The 19,687-nt window shown below is 64.9% G+C and carries 19 protein-coding genes and 3 pseudogenes; 9 read left to right on the top strand and 13 right to left on the bottom strand.

Annotated elements, in window-relative coordinates; genetic code table 11:
• The first annotated feature begins 132 nt into the window (after nucleotides 1-132).
• From ACFDS3_RS04460 to ACFDS3_RS04450, 3 genes are all read left to right on the top strand, one after another.
• A complete protein-coding gene (locus tag ACFDS3_RS04460; protein WP_375261141.1) occupies nucleotides 133-1,056 on the top strand; it encodes a TAXI family TRAP transporter solute-binding subunit in 924 nt (307 codons plus the stop codon).
• Nucleotides 1,057-1,128: 72 nt separating this feature from the next.
• The gene (locus ACFDS3_RS04455) at nucleotides 1,129-3,057 is read left to right on the top strand and encodes a TRAP transporter permease (RefSeq protein ID WP_375261140.1); all 1,929 of its coding nucleotides are present in this window, start codon (nucleotides 1,129-1,131) and stop codon (nucleotides 3,055-3,057) included.
• The gene (locus ACFDS3_RS04450; protein ID WP_375261139.1) at nucleotides 3,026-3,892 is read left to right on the top strand and encodes an amidohydrolase family protein; all 867 of its coding nucleotides are present in this window, start codon (nucleotides 3,026-3,028) and stop codon (nucleotides 3,890-3,892) included. The genes ACFDS3_RS04455 and ACFDS3_RS04450 overlap by 32 nt, the downstream gene beginning before the upstream one ends.
• A gap of 44 nt (nucleotides 3,893-3,936) precedes the next feature.
• Here ACFDS3_RS04450 and ACFDS3_RS04445 read toward each other — a convergent pair whose 3' ends face one another.
• The 9 genes and pseudogenes from ACFDS3_RS04445 to ACFDS3_RS04405 all read right to left on the bottom strand — a co-directional run bounded on the left by ACFDS3_RS04445 (nucleotide 3,937) and on the right by ACFDS3_RS04405 (nucleotide 9,849).
• Complete coding sequence (locus ACFDS3_RS04445) at nucleotides 3,937-4,227, bottom strand: hypothetical protein (RefSeq protein WP_375261138.1); 291 nt, start codon at nucleotides 4,225-4,227, stop codon at nucleotides 3,937-3,939.
• Between the two features lie 268 nt (nucleotides 4,228-4,495).
• Nucleotides 4,496-4,657: pseudogene (locus ACFDS3_RS04440) on the bottom strand (oxidoreductase); the annotation flags it as partial.
• A gap of 45 nt (nucleotides 4,658-4,702) precedes the next feature.
• Nucleotides 4,703-5,023, bottom strand: a complete 321-nt coding sequence (locus ACFDS3_RS04435) for a hypothetical protein (RefSeq protein WP_375261137.1) — start codon at nucleotides 5,021-5,023, stop codon at nucleotides 4,703-4,705.
• Nucleotides 5,024-5,067: 44 nt separating this feature from the next.
• Nucleotides 5,068-5,478: an SDR family NAD(P)-dependent oxidoreductase gene (locus tag ACFDS3_RS04430; protein ID WP_375261136.1), complete on the bottom strand. Its 411-nt coding sequence runs from the start codon at nucleotides 5,476-5,478 to the stop codon at nucleotides 5,068-5,070.
• Complete coding sequence (locus tag ACFDS3_RS04425; RefSeq protein WP_375261135.1) at nucleotides 5,478-6,659, bottom strand: zinc-dependent alcohol dehydrogenase; 1,182 nt, start codon at nucleotides 6,657-6,659, stop codon at nucleotides 5,478-5,480. Before ACFDS3_RS04425 ends, ACFDS3_RS04430 begins: the two co-directional genes overlap by 1 nt.
• A gap of 14 nt (nucleotides 6,660-6,673) precedes the next feature.
• On the bottom strand, nucleotides 6,674-7,336 hold the full coding sequence (locus tag ACFDS3_RS04420) for an SRPBCC family protein (protein WP_375261134.1): 663 nt from the start codon (nucleotides 7,334-7,336) through the stop codon (nucleotides 6,674-6,676).
• Between the two features lie 296 nt (nucleotides 7,337-7,632).
• Nucleotides 7,633-8,802, bottom strand: coding sequence for a DUF3618 domain-containing protein (locus ACFDS3_RS04415; protein WP_375261133.1), 1,170 nt, complete (start codon nucleotides 8,800-8,802; stop codon nucleotides 7,633-7,635).
• Nucleotide 8,803: 1 nt separating this feature from the next.
• Nucleotides 8,804-9,241, bottom strand: a complete 438-nt coding sequence (locus ACFDS3_RS04410) for a phage holin family protein (RefSeq protein ID WP_375261132.1) — start codon at nucleotides 9,239-9,241, stop codon at nucleotides 8,804-8,806.
• Nucleotides 9,241-9,849: a hypothetical protein gene (locus tag ACFDS3_RS04405; RefSeq protein WP_375261131.1), complete on the bottom strand. Its 609-nt coding sequence runs from the start codon at nucleotides 9,847-9,849 to the stop codon at nucleotides 9,241-9,243. The genes ACFDS3_RS04410 and ACFDS3_RS04405 overlap by 1 nt, the downstream gene beginning before the upstream one ends.
• Nucleotides 9,850-10,857: 1,008 nt before the next feature.
• Between ACFDS3_RS04405 and ACFDS3_RS04400 the strand changes: the two are divergent.
• The 4 genes and pseudogenes from ACFDS3_RS04400 (at nucleotide 10,858) to thrS (ending at nucleotide 15,555) form a co-directional block, all read left to right on the top strand.
• A pseudogene (locus tag ACFDS3_RS04400) lies at nucleotides 10,858-11,862 on the top strand (ABC transporter substrate-binding protein).
• A gap of 33 nt (nucleotides 11,863-11,895) precedes the next feature.
• Nucleotides 11,896-12,738: an ABC transporter ATP-binding protein gene (locus ACFDS3_RS04395; RefSeq protein ID WP_375261130.1), complete on the top strand. Its 843-nt coding sequence runs from the start codon at nucleotides 11,896-11,898 to the stop codon at nucleotides 12,736-12,738.
• Nucleotides 12,735-13,495 (top strand): annotated as a pseudogene (locus tag ACFDS3_RS04390) (ABC transporter permease). Before ACFDS3_RS04395 ends, ACFDS3_RS04390 begins: the two are co-directional and overlap by 4 nt.
• Before the next feature lie 113 nt (nucleotides 13,496-13,608).
• A complete protein-coding gene (gene thrS, locus ACFDS3_RS04385; RefSeq protein WP_375261129.1) occupies nucleotides 13,609-15,555 on the top strand; it encodes a threonine--tRNA ligase in 1,947 nt (648 codons plus the stop codon).
• Between the two features lie 16 nt (nucleotides 15,556-15,571).
• On the opposite strand, the gene ACFDS3_RS04380 is transcribed toward thrS, so the two are convergent.
• Nucleotides 15,572-15,898 (bottom strand): ArsC/Spx/MgsR family protein, encoded by a 327-nt coding sequence (locus ACFDS3_RS04380; protein ID WP_375261128.1) that lies wholly within the window; start codon nucleotides 15,896-15,898, stop codon nucleotides 15,572-15,574.
• Nucleotides 15,899-16,066: 168 nt separating this feature from the next.
• On the opposite strand from ACFDS3_RS04380, the gene ACFDS3_RS04375 reads away from it, so the two are divergent.
• Both ACFDS3_RS04375 and ACFDS3_RS04370 read left to right on the top strand, forming a co-directional pair.
• Nucleotides 16,067-16,273 carry a cold-shock protein gene (locus ACFDS3_RS04375; RefSeq protein WP_375261127.1) on the top strand — a complete coding sequence of 69 codons (207 nt, stop codon included), beginning with the start codon at nucleotides 16,067-16,069 and terminating at the stop codon, nucleotides 16,271-16,273.
• Nucleotides 16,274-16,512: 239 nt separating this feature from the next.
• Nucleotides 16,513-17,112 carry a hypothetical protein gene (locus ACFDS3_RS04370; RefSeq protein WP_375261126.1) on the top strand — a complete coding sequence of 200 codons (600 nt, stop codon included), beginning with the start codon at nucleotides 16,513-16,515 and terminating at the stop codon, nucleotides 17,110-17,112.
• 20 nt (nucleotides 17,113-17,132) lie between these two features.
• Here the strand turns inward: ACFDS3_RS04370 and ACFDS3_RS04365 are convergent, their stop codons facing one another.
• The 3 genes from ACFDS3_RS04365 to ACFDS3_RS04355 all read right to left on the bottom strand — a co-directional run.
• Nucleotides 17,133-17,783 (bottom strand): class II aldolase/adducin family protein, encoded by a 651-nt coding sequence (locus ACFDS3_RS04365; protein WP_375261125.1) that lies wholly within the window; start codon nucleotides 17,781-17,783, stop codon nucleotides 17,133-17,135.
• A 33-nt stretch (nucleotides 17,784-17,816) separates the two neighbouring features.
• On the bottom strand, nucleotides 17,817-19,466 hold the full coding sequence (locus ACFDS3_RS04360; protein WP_375261124.1) for an ABC transporter permease: 1,650 nt from the start codon (nucleotides 19,464-19,466) through the stop codon (nucleotides 17,817-17,819).
• A gap of 1 nt (nucleotide 19,467) precedes the next feature.
• A partial coding sequence (locus tag ACFDS3_RS04355) for a hypothetical protein (protein ID WP_375261123.1) occupies nucleotides 19,468-19,687 on the bottom strand: 220 nt, incomplete at its 5' end.

Below are 19,687 nucleotides of genomic sequence, written 5' to 3'. Positions count from 1 at the left end.
GTTGCGTAAACTGAATAATGCTGCCCGTCAGGGAAAGTAAATGAATTGGCTTAAGGAAGGGGCACGGTTCTAGGATCGCACGAGCAACGCCATGCCTTTCGGCGCGGCCCGATTCCAATGGGAGGAATAGTAATGCTGACCAGACTGAGCCTTGCCGCCTGTCTTGCACTATCCGTGACCTTGCCCGCCGCCGCGCAGGAGCGCGTCTCCATCGGCACCGGCGGCACCGGCGGCGTGTTCTACGCCATCGGCGCGGGCATGGCGGATCTCTTGAGCCGCGAGCTCGAGGGCGTCACGGCCAATGCCGAAGTGACCGGCGCCTCGGTCGAGAACATTCGCCGCGTCTCGAATGGCGAGATGACAATGGGCTTCTCGTCCGCGTCCACACTTTACGAGGCGAAGAATGGGCAGGGGGTGTTCGAGGGCGACGCGCAGAACGTGGCCGCGATCGCGTATCTTTACCCGGCGGTTCTGCAGATCGCCGTAGCGGCCGACAGTGGCGCAGAGAGCGTCGCGGATCTGGCCGATCTCGATATCTCGATCGGTCCCCCAGGATCGAACTCGGCGGTCTTCGCCGAGCGGCTGTTGGACGCGCATGACGCGTTCAACATGGGAAACATCTCGTTCCTGAGCTACACCGAGGCGACCTCGGCCATCAAGAACGGCCAGCTTGAGGGCACCATCATCCTTGCCGGCACGCCGGCGGCGGCCTTCATCGAGTTGTTCACTACCGAGGATGCCAAGCTGATCCCGGTCGAGCCGGGGAACGTAGAGGGGCTGCTGGAAGAGTATCCGTTCTACGAGCTCGTCGAGATCCCCGCCGGCACCTACGAGGGCGAGGACGAGGCCGTCACCGCCGTCGGTGATCCCGCGATCCTCTTTACCTCGGCCGATGCCGACGAAGAGACGATCCGCAACATCACCGCGGCGCTTTTCGACAACCTCGACGCTCTGGGCCAAGTCCATCCGGCCGCACGCAAGATCACGGCCGAGAAGGCAGGGAACGCCCCGATCGACCTGCATCCCGGCGCGCAGGCGTATTTCGACGGCCAGTAAGACTGTCCCAGACTTGGACGCGGCGACCGATCGCCGCGTCCGCTTCCAGTTTTCCCCAGCTCGAGAATCCCGATGTCGGACCTTTCGGTCATTCTGCCGCGCCGTGGCCTGAGCCGCGCTGAATACGTCCTAACGGTCGCTGCGGTGGCCATCCTGTCCGCGCTGGCGGTGGGGCTGGTGATCTGGTCGGCCTGGTTCGGGAACATTACCGCGCTGGTCCTGCGCTCGGTCTTCTTCTCGCTGACGGTCTCGGCGGGACTGATCATCGTCGCCACGGACCGCACGGCCCTGTGGTGGCGCCTGTGCCTCTACGCTCTCGCCCTGGCGGTGCTGATCCCGGGACCGTTCCTGTGGACCAACTACATGGACATCATACGTTCGGGCGGGATCGCGGATCGCACCGACGTGGTGCTGTTCGTGGTGTCGGTCGTCGCCGCCCTGATCGTCTCGCGCTATCTGATCGGCTGGGTCATGGTGGGGTTGGGCGTGCTGGCGCTGGCCTACGCCTTCTTTGGCAGCCACATCCCCGGCACCTATGGGCACGCGGGCTATTCGCTGGGGCGGGTAACATCGAACCTGTTCCTGCGGACCGAGGGCCTGTTCGGCCTGCCGATGGGCGTCGCGGCGCAGTACATTCTGCTGTTCTCGTTCCTCGGGACGCTTCTGCTCAAGACGGGGCTGGGGCAGGTCTTTGTTGACCTGGCCCATGCGCTGACGGGTAGGGTGCAGGGCGGACCTGCGCTGACGGCGGTGATCTCGTCCACCATGTTCTCGTCGATCAACGGATCGGCGGTGGCCGGCGTCGTGACAACGGGGACGTTCACGATCCCGCTGATGAAACGCACCGGCTATCGCCCCAAGGTCGCCGGCGCGATCGAGGCCGCGGCCTCGTCTGCCGGACAGATCATGCCACCCGTCATGGGGGCGGCTGCGTTCCTCATGGCCGAGCTGACGCAGACGCCCTACGCTACCATCGCGGCAGCCGCGCTGATCCCGGCGCTGCTTTACGTCTTCGCGTTGCTGGTCGCGGTGCGCGAAGAGGCGGGTAAGTATGATCTGAAGCGGTCCGTCGGCGCCGACGTGCCGCAACTGCGCGAGGTGCTGTTCAAGCGTGGTCACCTGCTGATCCCGCTGATTGCGCTGATCGTGTTCCTGGCCGTGGGCTACACGCCGTCGGCCGCCGCGGTCTTGTGTATCGTCGCAACGCTTCTGGTGTCGCTCCTGACGAAGGGCACGCGGATCGGTCCGGTCGACTTCGTGAAGGTGATGATGGAGACGGTGCGCAACGTCCTTCCCGTCATCGCCGCCGTGGCAATTGCGGGCATGCTGATCGGCGTCATGACGCTGACCGGCATGGCACTGAAGCTGTCGGCGCTGATCCTCGACATGGGTGCGGGCAGCCTGTTCCTGACGTTGATCCTGACGATGGTGGCCAGTTTCGTGTTGGGCATGGGGATGCCGACCTCAGCCGCCTACCTGCTGTTGGCCGTTCTGGTCGCCCCCGCGCTCGAACAGTTCGGGCTGCCGATCATCTCGGCCCACATGTTCATCTTCTATTACGGGCTTCTGTCCGCCATCACACCGCCCGTCGCTCTGGCAGCCTATGCCGGCGCCTCGATCGCCGGCGCCAGCCCCAACGAGACCGCGATCGAGTCCATCCGGCTGGGCTTCGTCAAGCTCGTGGCCCCGTTCCTCTTCGTCTATGCCCCCGAGCTTTTGCTGATCGGCACGCCGATGGGGATCGCTCTGGCGACCGTCGCCGCCTTTGCGGGTACCTTCGCGGCCGGGACTGCGCTGACAGGGTGGATGATGGTCCCGCTGCGCGCGGCGCACCGAGCGGGCTTTGCGGTGGTCGCGATCCTGTCCACCGTGTCGCTGGTCTTTCCCGTGGGCGGCGGCCCGAGCCTCGTGGCCCTTGCGGCGGCTCTGGCCCTGCTGACGGCCATCGTCATCCAGTTGTGGAGCATTCATGAAAATCGACCCGCCGACCTGGCATCCTGAGCCCAAGCGCCCCGACTACACGCCGCCCGCGGGAGCGGTGGACGCACATTGCCACGTCTTCGGGCCCGGTGACCGCTTCCCCTACGCGCCCGAACGGAAATACACACCGTCGGACGCGCCGAAGGAAAAGCTGTTCGCTTTGCGCGACCACCTGGGCCTGTCGCGAAACGTGATCGTGCAGGCAAGCTGCCACGGTCGCGATAACGCGGCGCTTCTCGACGCGCTGCGGAACGATCCCGAGAATTGCCGCGGCATTGCCGTGGTCGATCCCGAGATTTCGGACAACGCATTGCGGGACATGGATGCGGCCGGCGTGCGGGGCATCCGGTTCAACTTCGTGCGGCGGCTGGTGGACCCGGACCCGCAGGACGTTTCGGCTCGGCTGGCGGCGCGTGTGGCCGAACTTGGCTGGCACGTCGTGGTCTATTTCGAAGCGCTGGACCTCGACGAATTGGCGCCGTTCCTGCGCGATCTGCCCTGCGATGTGGTGATCGACCACATGGGCCGGCCCGACATCGGCTCCGGCGTCGACAACCCCGGCTTCACTTCGTTCCAGCGCCTGATGGAGCAGGAGGGGATGTGGACCAAGGTCAGCTGCCCCGAGCGTCTGACGACAGAAGGGCCGCCCTATGACGATGTTGCCCCCTTCGCGCGCACGCTGGTCGAGGGGTTCCCGGACAAGGTGCTCTGGGGCACCGATTGGCCGCATCCGAACATGAAGAGCCACCAGCCCGACGACGGTCTGCTCGTGGACCGCATCCCGGTCATCGCCCCGACGGAAGAGCTGCGCCGCAAGCTGCTTGTGGATAACCCGACGCGGCTCTACTTCAGCTGAGGGATGTGGCGGGACACGGGCACGTTCCGTGTCATGCACTCTGGTCAGTCGTGGGGCTCGGCCGCCGTGCGGTGAATGCGTGCCACGACCGGTCGGGGGATGATCCCCGAAAGCATCGACAGGACGCGGTTGTGGAATCCGGGGATCGCCCCGCGCTCTCCGGCCAACACCGCCTCGTAGCCCCGCTGGGCCACCTTGTCGGGGTCGTCCTTCGGGTATTTCGCGAGGCGCGTGCCTCCGAGATCGTTGTCGTCCCGGTGGAAGATCGGGGTATCGGTGCCGCCGGGCATGAGGCAGGTCAGCGTGACCTCGTTGTCCCGCCACTCGTCCTGCAAGGCGTAGCAGATGCCGTCCAGATACGCCTTGGTCGAGTTGTAGACCGCGTCGTAGGGCCGGGCATGTAGCCTGCAATAGAACCGGTGACGAGGATGCGCCCGCCGCCCGCGCCGCGCATCTTGCGTCCCATGCGGTGCAGCATCGTCGTTGTCTGCAGGATGTTGAGGTCGATCCGCTGCTTGATGTCGGACTACTCCTGGTCCGCGAAGGCCTCTCCCACGGCGCGGCCGCATTCGCGCAGAACAGGTGCACGGGACGGTCGCCGATCGCCGCCCAGAACGCGTCCACGCCAGAGCGGCTGGACAGGTCGACGACCATAGCCTCGACTTCTGCGCCATCGGTCCTGAGGCTATCTGTGGCGTCGTGGATCTTGTTCTCGTCGGCGCAGAGGATCAGGCCGTATCCATCCTTGGCGGCCAGTTCGGCCAAGCGATAACCGATGCCGCTCGAGGCCCCGGTGATGACGGCGATTTTTCAGCCATTGGGGGTCTCCTCGGGCTCGGCCATCTCGCGGTGCATCCGGGCGAGCACGCTTTTCGGCAGGATGTCGGCCAACGCTGACTGCACCTTCGTTGCAAAGGCAGGGGCCATCGCGGCCTTGCCTTTCTCCATCGCCTCGTAGCCCTTGCGCGCCACGCGCTTCGGGTCCGTCTTCTGGCTCGTCTCGCCCACCGGAGTGTCCTCGAGGCCGGCGCGGTCGAAGAACTCGGTATCGGTGGGGCCGGGCATGAGGCAGGTTACCGAGACGCCCGCGTCCTTCAGCTCGTGCCGTAGGCTGATGGCGAATGTGTCCACGTATGCCTTCGTCGCGTTGTAGACGGCTTGGTAGCTGCCCGGCATCAGCCGGTGACGAGGATGCGACCTTCGCCCTGGTCGCGCATCTTGCGCGCCGCGCGGTGCAGGATCGCGGTTGTGCCGGTGACGTTCAGGTGGATCAGGCTTTCGATGTCATCCTCGTCCTGATCGAGGAAGGCGTGGCCCAGACCGCGCCCCGCGTTGGCCAGCATGTAGTCGAGATGCCGCCCCTCGAGCGCCTGCCACAGCTTTTCGACCCCGCCTGCGGTGCCAAGATCGGGCTCGACCGCCACGACATCGGCGCCGGAGCCGCGCAGCTCTTGCGCGGCGGCGTCGATCTCGGGCTCGTCGGCGGCGATGATCGGATCGCAGCCGTCTTCGGCTGCGATCCGGGCCAGTTCGCGACCGATACCCGTGGAGGCACCGGTCACGACGGCAAGGGGCCTGCCCGCCATCAGGCGGCCATCCCCGGTTTCAGGATGACCTTGGTCCAGTCGTTCTGGTTGTACCGGAAGTTCTTGTAGCCCTCGACGGCCTGCTCGAGGGGCAGGCGATGCGAGATGAGGAACTGCGTATCCACCTCGCCCTCGCCGATGCGGCGCAAGAGCTCGTCCAGGTACTTCTGCACGTGGGTCTGGCCGGTGCGAACCTGAACGCCTTTCTCCATCAGCGCACCGAGGGGGAACTTGTCCGCCATGCCGCCATAGACGCCCGGGATCGAGACGCTGCCGCCCTTGCGGACGCACATGATCGCCTCGCGCAGGGCGTGGGCGCTGTCGGCGCCGATGCCGACATTCTGCTTGATGTTGTCCATCACCGTGTCGGGTGCGAAGCCGTGGCTTTCCATGCCGACGGCGTCGATCACCGAGTCCGGACCGAAGCCGCCCGACATCTCGGTCAGCGCCTCCATGACGTTGGTCTGCTTGAAGTCGATGATCTCCGCGCCGAGCTTCTTCGCCAGCGCGAGCCGGTTCGGATACTCATCGATGGCGATGACCCGGCCCGCCCCCATCGCAAGCGCGGATTGCACGGCAAAGAGGCCCACAGGACCGCAGCCCCAGACGGCAACCGTGTCGCCTTCCTTGATGTCGGCGTTCAGCGCACCTTGCCAGCCGGTGGGCAGGATGTCCGAAAGGAACAGGACGTCGTCGTCTTCCATCCCGTCCGGGATCACGATCGGCCCCACGTCCGAGAACGGCACGCGAACATATTCGGCCTGACCGCCGGGATAGCCGCCCGTCATGTGCGAATAGCCAAAGAGGGACGACAGGGCGTGTCCATAAAGCGGCTCTGTCAGGTCCTGCTTTTCGGCCGGGTTGGTGTTGTCGCAGGCCGAATACTGCTGCTGCTGACAGAAGAAGCAGCTGCCGCAGGAAATGGTGAAGGGCACCACGACCCGCTGGCCCTTCTTCAGCGTGCTCTTCGAGCCCGTCTCGACGACGCGGCCCATGAACTCGTGACCCAGAATGTCACCGGACTTCATGCCCGGGATAACCCCGTCATAAAGGTGCAGGTCCGAGCCGCAGATCGCGGTCGAGGTGACTTCGATGATGGCGTCGCGCGGGTTGACGATCTCCGGGTCGGGGACCGTGTCCACGCGGACGTCGTGCTTTCCGTGCCATGTGAGTGCGCGCATGTCGTACTCCCTCCTCAGGCCGCCGAGCGGCGGTTTGCGTTGGTGGCGATCTCGCCGGTTTCCATGAGCATCTTCAGCCGCTTCAGGTCGCGGCGGGCCTGCAGGTGCGGTTCCGCCTGGAGCATCTTGGCGACCGCCCGTCCGATGGCACCGCCCGGGGCGCGGTAGGCCAGGTCCAGCGTCACCTCTGTCCCGCGGTCTGCTGGGGCATCGCGGAAGAGAACCCGTCCGCGTGTCTCGACGTCCGAGGCATCCGTCGATGCCCACTCGATCCGTTCGTTCGGCACGTCTTCGGTGATGGCCGTCACCAGCGTCACGTCGCCGCTCGGGCCGGCGATCTGCCAGCGGGTCAGGTCGCCGTCGGCGGTGATTCTTTTCACGTTCTCCATGACGGGCGGCAGGTTGGAAAAGTCGCGCCAGAAGTCGTAGATCGCGCTGCGGGGCCGGTCGATGGTGATGGTGCGCCCCGTCACCTTTCGCCGTCGCGACGGCTGGCTGCGGGCGGTCCGCACCGGCGCGTCGTCCGGGATGCGCCGGTCGACCGAGTTGCGCGTCCGGGCCTGGTACCAGGTCAGCCCGGCGATGCCGACCAGGGCGCCGAGGCCGGCGACGAGCCACACATCCTCTGGATCTGGCCGGTGGACGGTGCTGCGTCGAGGAAGATAGTCGCGATACATGGTTACGCTCCCTTTGTGTCGGGTCCGCCTCCTCCGGCTGGCGTCTGTGCCCCCGGTGAAGACGATCGATGCTGTTCTAGATGCGGAGCCGTCGCAGCCCGCGAACCCGTGAAACGCGAACGCGCTTTCGCGCGAGTGCAGGTCACAGGGCATTTCTGGCTTCCCAACGTCCCGACTCCGACATGGTTCGGCACGGAAGCGCCTTGGTGGAAGTTTTTCCCACCAGCCCGTCCGACCGTGCACAAAAAACGCCCGCGCGTGGGGCGCGGGCATTCAGGTAGTCAGGTCAGACAAGCTCAGTCGTTCGAGCCGCCGCCCAGGTTCTCTTTCTTGGCCTGCTCTTGGGCAGCGCCAGCGACGCGGCTGACAGCGTCTTCGGTCCGGTCAACGGCGGCATCGGCGGCAGAACCTTCGCCCCGAGTCTCGTTGTCGGCCTTGTCCTTCATCTCGCGCGTGGCCTTGTCGGCATCCTGGCGGACTTCCTCGCCCACGGACTTCGCTTCGTTGAAGGCCGCGCCGGCGACTCGTTCAACCTTGGCGCGCTCCTCGGCGTAGACGCGCTCGGCCTCGTGATAGAGACGGTCGCTTTCCTCGCCGAAGTGCTCGTCCTCGTAGCGCGAGCGGGGCAGGCCACCGGCAATCGCCGCGCCGACCGCAAAGGCCAGGGCGCCGGCTACGAGCGGATGCTCTTCAAAGAAGTCGGTGGCCTTGTCCGCACCGCGGCGCATGCCACGGCTGGCCTGCTCGTTGGCAAGAATCGCGCGTTCACGGGCCGCCATGATGCGCTCGCGGGCTTCCTCGCTCATGTGCTCGGTGCCTTCCGAAAGGCGCCGGGCCATGTCGGACGACCGATCACGAACGCGACCCGCCATTTCGGACGACCCTTCACGGACCCGACCAGCCATCTCGGACGATCCGTCACGGAAACGGCCTGCGGTGCTCGACGCACCGCTGCGGGCGTTGTGCATCCCGGCGCGCATCCGCTGACCCAGGGTCGGGCCGTGGCTGTCCGAGTACCAGTTCGGACCTTCGCCCGCAGGAACGGGTCCGCGCGTGCCGATATGCGCGTCGGCGCCCTCACCATACGCGGTCCGACGACCCCCGCCATAGGCGTTCGTCCGGCCGCCGGCCGGCGAAAAGTCATCGTCGAAGTCATAGTCGTCGGAGTGATGGTCGGCACGCGCCCGGCGCGCAGATTCCTCGATGCGGTCGGTACTGGGTCCACGGCCGAAGATCAGCCAGCCCAGACCGACGCCGGTCACGGCCAAGGCCAGCGGGTTTTCCCGTGCGGCCAAGGCAATCGACTTGCCGAACTCACCGCCTTGCGAGCCGACGTTGTCGGTGATGGTACGGACGATCGCGTCGGGCGAAAACGTGTCCTGCAGCTCGGAGAGGGTGTTCTGAAGACCGTCGCGATTCTGCTCGAGCTCTCGTTCGATTTCGTCGGGTGTTCTGTTGTCGCTCATGTCAAAGTGCCTTCTTAACGGCCTCGCCATCGCGTTCCACATTCTTGGTGGTCCGCGTCGGAGCGAGGGAGGTCATCTTCAGATCTTTGGTGCCCTTGCTGGCAAGGATCGCCGCGATGATGGCAAAGACCACGCCGACGATCAGCGCTGCCCAGCCGGCGTCGAGGCCGAGCGAAGCAAGCGCATCAACCAGCGCAGCCGCAAGCACGTTCAGCGCCACGAGCATGATCACGATGCCGGCCACGATCATGCCGATGGCCGCAACGGCCTTGCGCATGTTCTGGTCCATCTCGGCCCGGAAGAGGTTCATTTCTCCGCGGACGAGCGCGACGACCTGCTGCAGCGCATCGCCGAGCAGGCTTCCGGTGTCACGAAGCTGGCGGCGCGTGCCGTGCTCGGTACCGGTGTGGTCGTCGGTGTGGGTTTCTGTGTGTGCCATCAGTAATCTCCCGTCGTCTTCGTTGCGGTGGGCGACGGCGTCGCGGTCGCGCTGGCGCCGGTGCCGGGCGTGGTGGTGGCCGGGGTCGTTGCCGGCGCAGGGATGTTCTCGCTGCCGGGCGCGCCGCTGGGTGCGGAGCCGCCTTCAGGGCGAGCTGTCGCCCCGATGTCAGTTCCGCGTGAACCGGGCGCCGAGGCCTTGGCGAAGCGCGTAACCGCGAAACCGGCGAGCGCCGCGCCGCCCAGGAAGGCCAGCGGGTTGCGCCGCGCAAAGCGGCTGACATCGCTGGCAAGCTCGCCTACGTCGCGGTCGCGGATGGTGTCAGAGGCATCCGCGAGCGATTCGGCGATCTGGCCAAAGGTCCGTTCTTGCGGAGAGCCGGAGCGCATCTCCTGCGCGGCCTTGCGCAGCGCGTCCGCGATGCCGGACATCTCGGTTGCGACGCCGCCACGGGCACGCTCGGCCTGGGACCAGGCCTCTTCGCGGGCGCGACCGCTCAAGTCTTCCGCGGTCGACCGTGCGTCTTCGGCCAGTCGCTCGGCGGAGCGCTTTGCGTCTTTGCCGGCTTCTTTACCGACATTGCGCGCGTTGGTGTTGGAATCGGTCATCTCAGTGCCTCCTTCATGCCACGACGTTGATGACGACAAGAATGACGACCACGAGGCCGATCAGATAAATTAGAGATTTCATGTCCTAGCCCTTACGACAGCCAATTCGTTATTGTCTGAAGCACCAAGCGATGGAGGGGCTGACGGTTCCGTGATTTTCGCGCGCAAGCGGTGCGGCGCTGAGTTTGGGACCTGGATTATAGGGAGCAGGACAGTGCTCTGCGGGAGCCTGTCGCCGGCTCCCTTTCGGGGCATACAGCTGCCGAGGGTCTCGCCCGGGATCGGGTGCGACCGGAGCCACAGGCGACCATGGATGTCGGCGTTCAGGAATTTCGGCGGGGCTTGGTGGCCGTGCTGAGGCCAAGTCGACTGAGAGCGCGCCGAGCTTTGTCATGTGGAGTTCGGCCATTCGGCGTCACGTCTGAAGGAGGCGATTTGGGCGCTGTCGGTCGCGGTATGCATCACCCGCCCAAGATCATTGAAGCGGCCGGGACTGTCAGGTCGCTAATGGGCGGTCCGCATGCGGTGCACGCACCGCTATACCTGATCATCGACCGGAGGATCGCCAGCTGCACGCGACGCCACGCTGGCACCGCGTTCCGCAGTTTAGGCGGCGCGGTCCGCGCCCATGTCCCCCTGATCGAGCGTCGAAAAAGCCGCATCTAACAGCGTGTCACCCTTCGGCAGGTAGTCGTTCAAAATCTCCGTGGCGCTTGCCCTCTGGGTCTCGTCATGCCGGCATCAGCCACCTCCTGCTCCGGCTCGGGGGCGCGGCTGCGCGGAAGTCACCGGAAGGTCGCGGGACCGCCTAATCCAAGCGTTGCTTCATACACACCGAGAACCTGGTCCTTCGCATCCATCGTGCGTGTGCTGAAAAAAACGGACGCTGTCTTGCTGACGTGCCCATTGGATGAGCAAGCGCACCCGCGGACCGGCGGCGGGACCACCCGCGCGTGACAGTCGGATGCCGGCTCGGCTTGATGCGACTGGAGCCGAGAGGGGAGAAACATGGCCTTCAGAACCATCATTTCACTGGCCTTCGCCGCGACGGCGACAACCGCCGCCGCGCAGGATATGCAGCAGGTTCCGTTCGCGCTCGATTGGGTGTTCGAAGGCCCCGCCGCGCCCTATTTCGCGGCAGCCGAGAATGGGCACTTCGCGGAAGAGGGGCTTGAGGTCAAAATCTCGGCCGGCACGGGCTCGCTCGATGCGATCCCGAAGGTAGCCACCGGCGCATTTCCGGTGAGCTTTGCCGACATCAATTCGCTGATCAAGTTCGTGGACCAGAATCCCGACGCGCCGGTCAAGGCGGTCATGATGATCTACGACAAGCCAGCCTTCGCCGTCATCGGCTGAGTCTCGCAAGGCGTCGAGGCACCCGCCGACCTCGATGGCAAGAGGCTCGGTGCGCCGCCGCCCGATGGTGCCTGGGCGCAGTTCCCCATCTTCGTCGCTGAAAACGGCCTCGACATGGAGGCGATCACGGTCGAGCCGGTCGGCTTTCCCACGCGCGAGCCTATGCTGGCCGAGGGCGAGGTCGACGCGATCACCGGCTTCTCGTTCACGTCCTTCCTGAATCTCTCGCGCCTCGGCATCCCCGAGGACGACATCTCGGTCCTTCTGATGGCCGACCACGGCGTTGACCTGTACGGCAACGCGATCATCGCCAACACCGACTGGGCCGCCGAGAACGAGGATGCGCTCAAGGGGTTCCTGTCGGCCGTGGCAGAGGGCTGGCAAGACGCGATCGCCGACCCGGCCGCTGCGACTGCATTCCTTTTGGAGGCAAACCCCGCCGCCGATGCCGAACTGGAGCAGCGCCGGCTGCAGCTGTCCATCGACCAGAACGTCCTGACCGACTGGGTGAAGGAAAACGGCTTTGGCATCATCGACCCGACGCGGCTCGACAGTGCGCTTGAGCAGATCGCGACGACCTACGAATTCCGGGGAGAGCCTTCGCCAGACGTGTTCACCGACGCCTACCTGCCCGAGGCCGAATTCACGCTGGACTGAGAAAGGGGGGCGCCCGTGGCGGCGCCCCGACGCATGACAGATCTTATAGAAAACGAAGGCGTCCGCTACGCCTACCGCACAGGCGACGGACCGCTTCCCGTGCTTGACGGGCTTGAACTGAGCGTCCCGGCGGGCGGCTTCACCGCCGTTGTCGGCCCGTCGGGCTGTGGAAAGTCCACTCTGACCCGCCTCGTCGCTGGCCTGATGCGGCCGGATCAGGGTATGGTCCGGCTGCATGGCGAGCCCGTGACCGGGCCGCGCGCGACCGTGGGAATGGCATTTCAGAACCCCGTCCTGCTGGAGTGGCGGACGATCCTCGCCAACGTGATGCTACCGCTTGAGATCGTGCCGACGAAGATGTCGAAGGCCGACCAGCAGGAGCGGGCGCGGTATCTTCTGAAGCTCGTTGGGCTGGAGGGGTTCGAGGATAAGCGGCCCTCGGAACTGTCGGGCGGGATGCGGCAGCGGGCGTCCTTGTGCCGGGCGCTGGTCCACAAGCCCGAGGTCCTGATCCTCGACGAGCCGTTCGGTGCGCTTGATGCCTTCACGCGCGAAGACCTCTGGCAGACCCTTCTGGAGGTGAAGGACAAGGAGCCGTTCACCGGCGTGCTCATCACGCATGACCTGCGCGAGTCCATCTTCCTGGCGGATCAGGTTGTCGTGCTGTCGTCTCGACCCGCGCACACGCAATACGTGATGGACATCCTCCGGTCGGGTAAGCGGACGCTCGATGACCTCTACACCCCCGAGGCGGCTGAGCGGCTCAACATCCTGCGCCACCAGATCGAGGTCGCCCAAGGCCGCGCCCCGGCCGAGGATCGCGCCAGGATCGATCCCGCACCCACCGAGCGTGCCGTTCCGGAGATCCTGCCATGATCCTGCGCAAGATCGGCGTGCCGGTGGCCGCCATCGTCGTTTTCCTCGTCCTGTGGGAGGCGCTCGTCTGGGTGAACGGCTGGCCGAACTACCGCATGGCCTCGCCGTCCGACCTGATCCCCGCCTACGAGCGTTACTGGCCACTCTTCATCAAGATGGGCTGGCAGACGCTGTGGCGGACCGTCGTAGGGCTTGTTCTCGCGGTGATCGTGGGCACCGGGATCGGGCTGGTCATGGGATCTCGCGGACCATGCGAGACGGGCTCTACCCGCTGCTCGTGGGGTTCAACGCGATTCCCTAGGCGACCGTGGTGCCCATCGTCGCGCTGATGTTCGTGGGCGCGCACGACTTCAATACCGTGCTGATCGCCTTCATGATCTCGTTCTTCCCGATCGCTGTCTCGATCTCGATCGGGCTGTCCACGCTGGAGCCGGAGTATCGTGACATCCTGCGCGCGCTCGGCGCGAGTCAGGCTACGATCTTCTGGAAGATCGCACTGCCCAAGACCCTGCCTGAATTCTTCGGGGCGTTGAAGGTGGCGGTCACGCTGGCCTTCATCGGCACGAACCTGATGGAGATCGTCTCGCCCCACGGTCGCGGTCTTGGTGCGCTGTTCGATTCCGGTAAGGCGAACAGCGACTATCCTCTGATGTTCGCCGTGCTTCTGGCGCTCGCCGCGCTGGGCGTCCTTCTCTATTACATCGTGGTCGCGCTGGAGAAAATATTCGCCGGTTGGGCGGAGCGGGCCGCCGGGTGATTGGTCCGTAGGCGCGCGCGGCTGTTGACAGGTCGCGTGCGCTGTCCCATGTCGGCGCGGACATACTTGCAACCGGGCGTTCCGTGGGCGCCGAACCGACGAGGAGGGCGCCAATGGCCCAGATCTCCCTGACATTTCCCGATGGCAACGCGCGCGAGTTCGAGGCTGGCGTGACCGCTGCCGAAGTGGCGGCCTCGATCTCGAAGTCGCTGTCGAAGAAGGCAATTTCTGCGAGCGTGGACGGGCGGCATTTCGACCTGCAATGGCCCATCGAGAACGATGCCCGAATTGCCATCCACACCATTGATGATGATGCAGCGGCCTACGAGCTGATCCGCCACGACCTAGCCCACATCATGGCCCGCGCGGTGCAGGAGATCTGGCCCGACGTGAAGGTCACCATCGGTCCGGTCATCAACAACGGCTGGTACTACGACTTCGATCGGGCCGAGCCCTTCACCCCCGAAGATCTTGGCCGCATCGAGAAGAAGATGAAGGAGATCATTGCCACGAAGGACGCGGTGCGCACCGAGGTGTGGGAGCGGCCCAAGGCGGTGGCCCATTACGAAGAGCGGGGCGAGCCCTACAAGGTCGAGCTGATCGAGGCGATCCCCGGCGACGAGCCGCTGCGCATGTATTGGCACGGCGACTGGCAGGACCTCTGCCGCGGGCCGCACCTGCAGCACACCGGGCAGGTTCCGCAGGACGCGTTCAAGCTTATGAGCGTCGCCGGCGCCTACTGGCGCGGGGACTCTTCCCGCCAGATGCTCCAGCGGATCTACGGCGTCGCGTTCAAGAACAAGAAGGAACTCGACGCGCATCTGACGATGCTGGAAGAGGCCGCCAAGCGCGACCACCGGCGGCTGGGCCGCGAGATGGACCTGTTCCACATGCAGGAAGAGGCGCCGGGACAGGTCTTCTGGCATCCCAACGGCTGGAACATTTACGTCACGCTGCAGGACTACATGCGCCGCCGCCAGCGCGAGCACGGCTATGTTGAGGTGAACACCCCGCAAGTCGTGGACCGCAAGCTATGGGAGGCGAGCGGCCATTGGGAGAAGTACCAGGAAAACATGTTCATCGTCGAAGTGGACGAGGAACATGCGCGCGAAAAGGCGGTCAACGCGCTCAAGCCGATGAACTGCCCGTGCCACGTGCAGGTCTATAACCAAGGGCTGAAATCCTACCGCGACCTGCCGCTGCGGATGGCCGAGTTCGGGTCGTGCAATCGGTATGAACCGTCGGGTGCGCTGCACGGCATCATGCGGGTGCGCGGCTTTACGCAGGATGATGCGCACATCTTCTGCGAAGAACGCCAGATCGAGTCCGAGACCAAGGACTTCATCGACATGCTCGCCGCGGTCTACCGCGATCTTGGCTTCCAGAAGTTCCGCGTCAAGTTCTCGGACCGACCCGATACGCGCGCCGGTTCGGACGAGGTCTGGGACAAGGCCGAGACGGCGCTGAAGACCGCGACCGAGGCTGCCGGCTATGCCTTCGAACTGAACCCAGGGGAGGGCGCCTTCTACGGGCCGAAGCTGGAGTTCGTTCTGACCGACGCGATCGGACGGGATTGGCAATGCGGCACGCTGCAGGTGGATTTCGTGCTGCCCGAACGGCTGGATGCAACCTATATTGGGCAGGACGGCGCCAAGCACCGGCCGGTCATGCTGCACCGCGCGATCCTTGGCAGCTTTGAACGCTTCATCGGCATCCTGATTGAGGACCACGCTGGCCGGCTTCCGCTGTGGCTCGCGCCGCGGCAGGTGGTCGTGGCGACCATCGTGTCGGACGCGGATTCCTACGCGCACGAGGTGGTCGCGGGGCTACGCAAGGCGGGGCTGCGGGCCGAGGTCGATACACGCAACGAAAAGATCAACTACAAGGTCCGCGAGCACTCGCTGGCGAAGGTGCCGGCGATCCTGGCGCTTGGGGCGCGCGAGGTCGAGGAGCGCTCGGTCTCGATGCGCCGCTTGGGTGACAAGCACCAGAAGACCATGTCGCTGGACGAATGCGTGACGCTTCTGGCATCCGAGGCGACGCCCCCGGACCTGCGTTGATCGGGGGGCGTGCGCTTCAGTTCCGAAGAGCCGCGCGCGTCTCTGCTGTCCACCCGAGATAAAGCGCCTCGCCGTCCTCGATGACGGGGCGCTTCATCAGGGTCGGCTGAGCGACGATCAACTCCACCGCTTCGCCTTCCCGCTCGGCTTCGGACAGCTGGCGCCAGGTCGTTGAGCGACGGTTCACGATCTTGGGTCCGAACGCCTCGTGAAAGCGCTCGGCCTTCCCCTGCGGCAAGCCATCTTTACGGACGTCTACGAAGGTCACGTCGCGCCCGGCTTCGTTCAGGGCCTTCAATGCCTTGCGGCAGGTGTCGCAGGTGGGGATTCCGTATAGCTGCATATTCACATTCATCCTTTCGCAAAGACTTCTCTTGCAATGGCGATCTGATTCGCGGTTAGGCTTAGATCGTCATTCTTTCCAAGGCACATGCTCCTGGAGCAGCCTGAACTGGAAGACCCTGGCTGCAATAAGGGCCGCTGACGAGCGGTCAAGACACGGAGAACTGGTATGCCCACTGGCACCGTCAAATGGTTCAATACCACCAAAGGCTACGGATTCATCGCTCCCGATGAGGGCGGAAAAGACGTGTTCGTCCACATTTCGGCCGTAGAGCGCGCCGGGCTGACGGGACTCGCCGACAACCAAAAGATCGCTTACGAGCTGGTTTCGAACCGGGACGGTCGCGAGTCGGCTGGCGATCTCCAGCCTCTCTGACCTTTTGGTTCGCTCGCAAGATTGACGGCCCGCTCCGGAAACGAGGCGGGCCGTTCTGATTTGCAGTCAGCGGCCTCGCATCGTGCGCAAGCTGTTCCTGTCGACGGAGTGCCTTAGGGGCGGGGGCGGTTGTCGGCTCCGTCCGCCGGAACGGCGGGAAGGAAATCACGCGACCGGTGCTTTCTCGGTATGATCTTGCGCCGCGGGAGGGGCCGAGAAAACTTTCGAGAAAGTGGCTGTTGTTTACCCTTTCCCCTGCCGGACCCTGTTACGATTGGTCAAGGACAGGCCACCCGACGACAGGGCTGGTCATTCCAGAATGCTACGGGTCACGCTGCAAGGAGTATGCGATGGGAACTCATAGCATGGCAGAATCCCGGATTCTGCTTGTCGAAGATGAAGCGCTGTTCGGCGTCGATCTGGCAATGACGCTGGAAGAGCGGGGTTTCGTCGTTTCGGGACCCGTGCGGTGCCCCGCCGTTGCTGAAGCCGCAATCATTGCCGGAGACGTCGACCTCGCGCTGCTCGACATTGAACTGGGGCAGGGTCTGAACAGTTTCGGCCTCGCACGGACTCTTCAAGCGCAATGTGTCCCGTATATCTTCGTCACCGGCCACGCGCCGTCAGCGCTTGCCCTTCCTCGCGACTTGTCCTGTCGCACGCGCATGACGAAGCCGGTCGATGTTCCAAATCTGCTGGTCCTCATACGTGAGGCGCTCGAGACGGCAGCCCATGCATTCAGTGGCACGATTGCGACCGCAGGCGGGGGAAATCGGGAAGAGGCGTCATCCGCCGCTCCGTCCGGATTAGAGGCAGCGTCGGCAGGCAAGATGGCGTGATGTCATCTTCCTTCGGTCGTTCAGTCCTTTGACCGCGGGCCGTAGGTCGCGAACTTCTCCAGCACGCGCGCAATCTCTTCATCGGGCAGAATCGCGGGAGTGCCGATTTGGCGTGCGATAGCGTACTGGCGCGAGAGTGTTTCAACCTCTTCAGCCAACCAAAGGGCGCGGGATAGGGAGGGTCCGCAGGCGATGAGGCCGTGGTTGGCGAGCAGGCAAGCCGTCCGGTCCTGAAGCGCGTCAAGCGCGTGGCGTGACAGCTCTCCGGTTCCGAAGGTCGCATAGGGTGCGCAGCGGATCGTCGAACCGCCGGCAGCGGCGATCATATAATGTACGGCCGGAATGGCCTCGCCCAGCATGGCCAGCGCCGTCGCATAGGTGGGATGGGCGTGGATGACCGCGCTCAGATCCGGGCGATCTCGCAGGATGTCCCGATGAAAGCGCCACTCGGACGAGGGCGCGTGCCGGCCAGATGCGGTGCCGTCCATCCCGACGAAGACGATATCCTCGGGTGCCATCGTCGCATAGGAGAGGCCGGAGGGTGTCACGAGCAACCCGTCGCCCCACCTTGCCGAAACGTTCCCCGACGTGCCCTGGTTCAGACCGCGGCGGTCCATGTCGAGGCATGTCTGAATGATCTGCAATTTCAGCGCGCGTTCTGCATCCTGCATGCGTCGTCCTTCCTGGGTCATGTGTGGCGCAACTCAACGGTTCGCGCGGGCGAGGGCTGCCACCGCGATCACGCCGGCGGCGGTCACGAGAAGCGCGGCCGGCGCTGCGTCACCAATCCGTTCGAGCGAAGCTTGCTCGTATACGCGGGTGGCTAGCGTATCGTAGTTGAACGGTCGCAGGAGGAGCGTTGCCGGCAGCTCCTTCACCGCGTCCACGAAGACAAGAAGAAGCGCCGTCGCCAGCGATCCTCTCATCAGCGGCAGGTAAACCGCGCCGAGTGTTCCGCCGGCGGTCCGTCCGAGCGCGCGTGCTGCCATGGGCAGGCTAGGCGACACCCGCCCCATCGCGGCGTCCGTGGCGCCTTGGCCGATGGCGAAGAACCGAACGAAATAGGCGAGCACGATCGCGGCCGCCGACCCGGTAAGGAGCAACCCGGGGTCAGGCGCCCCCAGCGATACGATCAGATCGGCAACACGATTGTCGAACCAGGCAAGTGGCAGGAGCAGGCCGATGCCAAGTACTGCTCCGGGGGCGGCGTAGCCGATCATCGTCGCAGGCATCAGAAGCCGCGGAAGGCCGCGCCCGGACAGGCGCACCCCGTAGACGAGAAAGACTGCCGCTCCTACGGTCAATGCGGCCGCGGCCCCACCTGTCGTGAAGGAGTGTAGCGCAGCCTGGACCAGGCCGGGATCGAGCCATCGATCCGCCTCGTTCGCCGCGTGGCCAAAGAGGATCGACACCGGCAGCCCGAAGCCCAAGGCGAAGGGGATCGCACAGAAGGTGGTTGCCGCGGCGCCCGCGAGGCCGCGGATCCTTGTGCGGGTAGGGCGCCGCTCGGACCGGGTCATGGCGTAGAAGCGCGACCGGCGGCGCGAGATCTTTTCGAGCGTGACAAGAACCAGGACGAGCATGAGGATCACGCAGGCAATCTGCGCCGCACCGCCGGGGTTTCCCTGCTCAAGCCACACGGTGAAGATGCCAGTGGTCAGCGTCTGAACACCGAAATAGTCGACCACGCCGAAATCGTTGATCGTTTCCATCATCACGACCGCCATGCCGGCAGCGATGGCGGGCCGTGCCAAGGGCAGTCCAACGCGAAGGAAACGAGATCCATGCCCTGCACCTAGGGCGCGCGCGACTTCGAAGCTCTGCGCGGACAACTCGCGAAAGGCCGCCCGCGCCAGGAGATAGACGTATGGATAGAGTGCGGCGGAGATTACGATGACTGCGCCGCCCCTGGAGCGGACCTCCGGGAAGGCATAGTCGCGGGCGCTCTCCCATCCCGCCAGCGCCCGAAGACCTGTCTGCACGGGGCCGGCATATTCGAGGAAATCGACGAGCGCGTAGGCACCGACATAAGCGGGGACGGCCAGCGGGAACAGCAGCGCCCACTCTAGCCAGCGAGACGCCGGGAAGCGGTACATCACCACCATCCAGGCTGCCGTGGTGCCGACCACCCCCGTGACGACCCCGACCATTGCCATCAGCAGGATTGAGTTTCCCAGATACCGGGGCAGGGTGGTCGAGACGAGATGCCGCCATATGTCCTGCGTGGGATGCAGGGCCATCCAGATGACGGCGACGATGGGGAGAAGAACGACTGCCGCGATGACAGCGGCCCCGACGGACCATCCGGATGTAGTTCTTGAAGTCGGCGCTATCTGAGAAGTTCGCTCGGTCATGCTAGCTAGTTACGGTGCGGTCGGAGTCGTGTCCAGAAACCGTGGTGGCGGCGAGATCGTGTGATTGCGCGGCGCAGGGTTGCGCACGACAAGAAGTTACCTGGTTGGCTGCGCCGGCGTGCCGGACGTGTCTCGAAGCACTTTTTTGATCTTCAGGCGAGTTTTTCTCTTGCGGGTTTTGTTTGCGGACCGTAGATAGCGCTTCACCGGCGGCGCTGAGG

The sequence above is a fragment of the Palleronia sp. genome, from assembly GCF_042089775.1.
Lineage (GTDB): Bacteria > Pseudomonadota > Alphaproteobacteria > Rhodobacterales > Rhodobacteraceae > Palleronia.
The sequence above is the reverse complement of the archived record's forward strand: the minus strand, read 5'-3'. Positions and strand labels throughout refer to the sequence as shown.

Bases quoted from the DNA above. Each gene is read 5' to 3' on its own strand.
- ACFDS3_RS04460 (WP_375261141.1), top strand. From the start codon at position 133: ATGCTGACCAGACTGAGCCTTGCCGCCTGTCTTGCACTATCCGTGACC.
- ACFDS3_RS04455 (WP_375261140.1), top strand. From the start codon at position 1,129: ATGTCGGACCTTTCGGTCATTCTGCCGCGCCGTGGCCTGAGCCGCGCT.
- ACFDS3_RS04450 (WP_375261139.1), top strand. From the start codon at position 3,026: ATGAAAATCGACCCGCCGACCTGGCATCCTGAGCCCAAGCGCCCCGAC.
- ACFDS3_RS04430 (WP_375261136.1), bottom strand. From the start codon at position 5,478: ATGGCGGGCAGGCCCCTTGCCGTCGTGACCGGTGCCTCCACGGGTATC.
- ACFDS3_RS04425 (WP_375261135.1), bottom strand. From the start codon at position 6,659: ATGCGCGCACTCACATGGCACGGAAAGCACGACGTCCGCGTGGACACG.
- ACFDS3_RS04420 (WP_375261134.1), bottom strand. From the start codon at position 7,336: ATGTATCGCGACTATCTTCCTCGACGCAGCACCGTCCACCGGCCAGAT.
- ACFDS3_RS04415 (WP_375261133.1), bottom strand. From the start codon at position 8,802: ATGAGCGACAACAGAACACCCGACGAAATCGAACGAGAGCTCGAGCAG.
- ACFDS3_RS04410 (WP_375261132.1), bottom strand. From the start codon at position 9,241: ATGGCACACACAGAAACCCACACCGACGACCACACCGGTACCGAGCAC.
- ACFDS3_RS04405 (WP_375261131.1), bottom strand. From the start codon at position 9,849: ATGACCGATTCCAACACCAACGCGCGCAATGTCGGTAAAGAAGCCGGC.
- ACFDS3_RS04395 (WP_375261130.1), top strand. From the start codon at position 11,896: ATGACAGATCTTATAGAAAACGAAGGCGTCCGCTACGCCTACCGCACA.
- thrS (WP_375261129.1), top strand. From the start codon at position 13,609: ATGGCCCAGATCTCCCTGACATTTCCCGATGGCAACGCGCGCGAGTTC.
- ACFDS3_RS04380 (WP_375261128.1), bottom strand. From the start codon at position 15,898: ATGCAGCTATACGGAATCCCCACCTGCGACACCTGCCGCAAGGCATTG.
- ACFDS3_RS04375 (WP_375261127.1), top strand. From the start codon at position 16,067: ATGCCCACTGGCACCGTCAAATGGTTCAATACCACCAAAGGCTACGGA.
- ACFDS3_RS04365 (WP_375261125.1), bottom strand. From the start codon at position 17,783: ATGCAGGATGCAGAACGCGCGCTGAAATTGCAGATCATTCAGACATGC.
- ACFDS3_RS04360 (WP_375261124.1), bottom strand. From the start codon at position 19,466: ATGACCGAGCGAACTTCTCAGATAGCGCCGACTTCAAGAACTACATCC.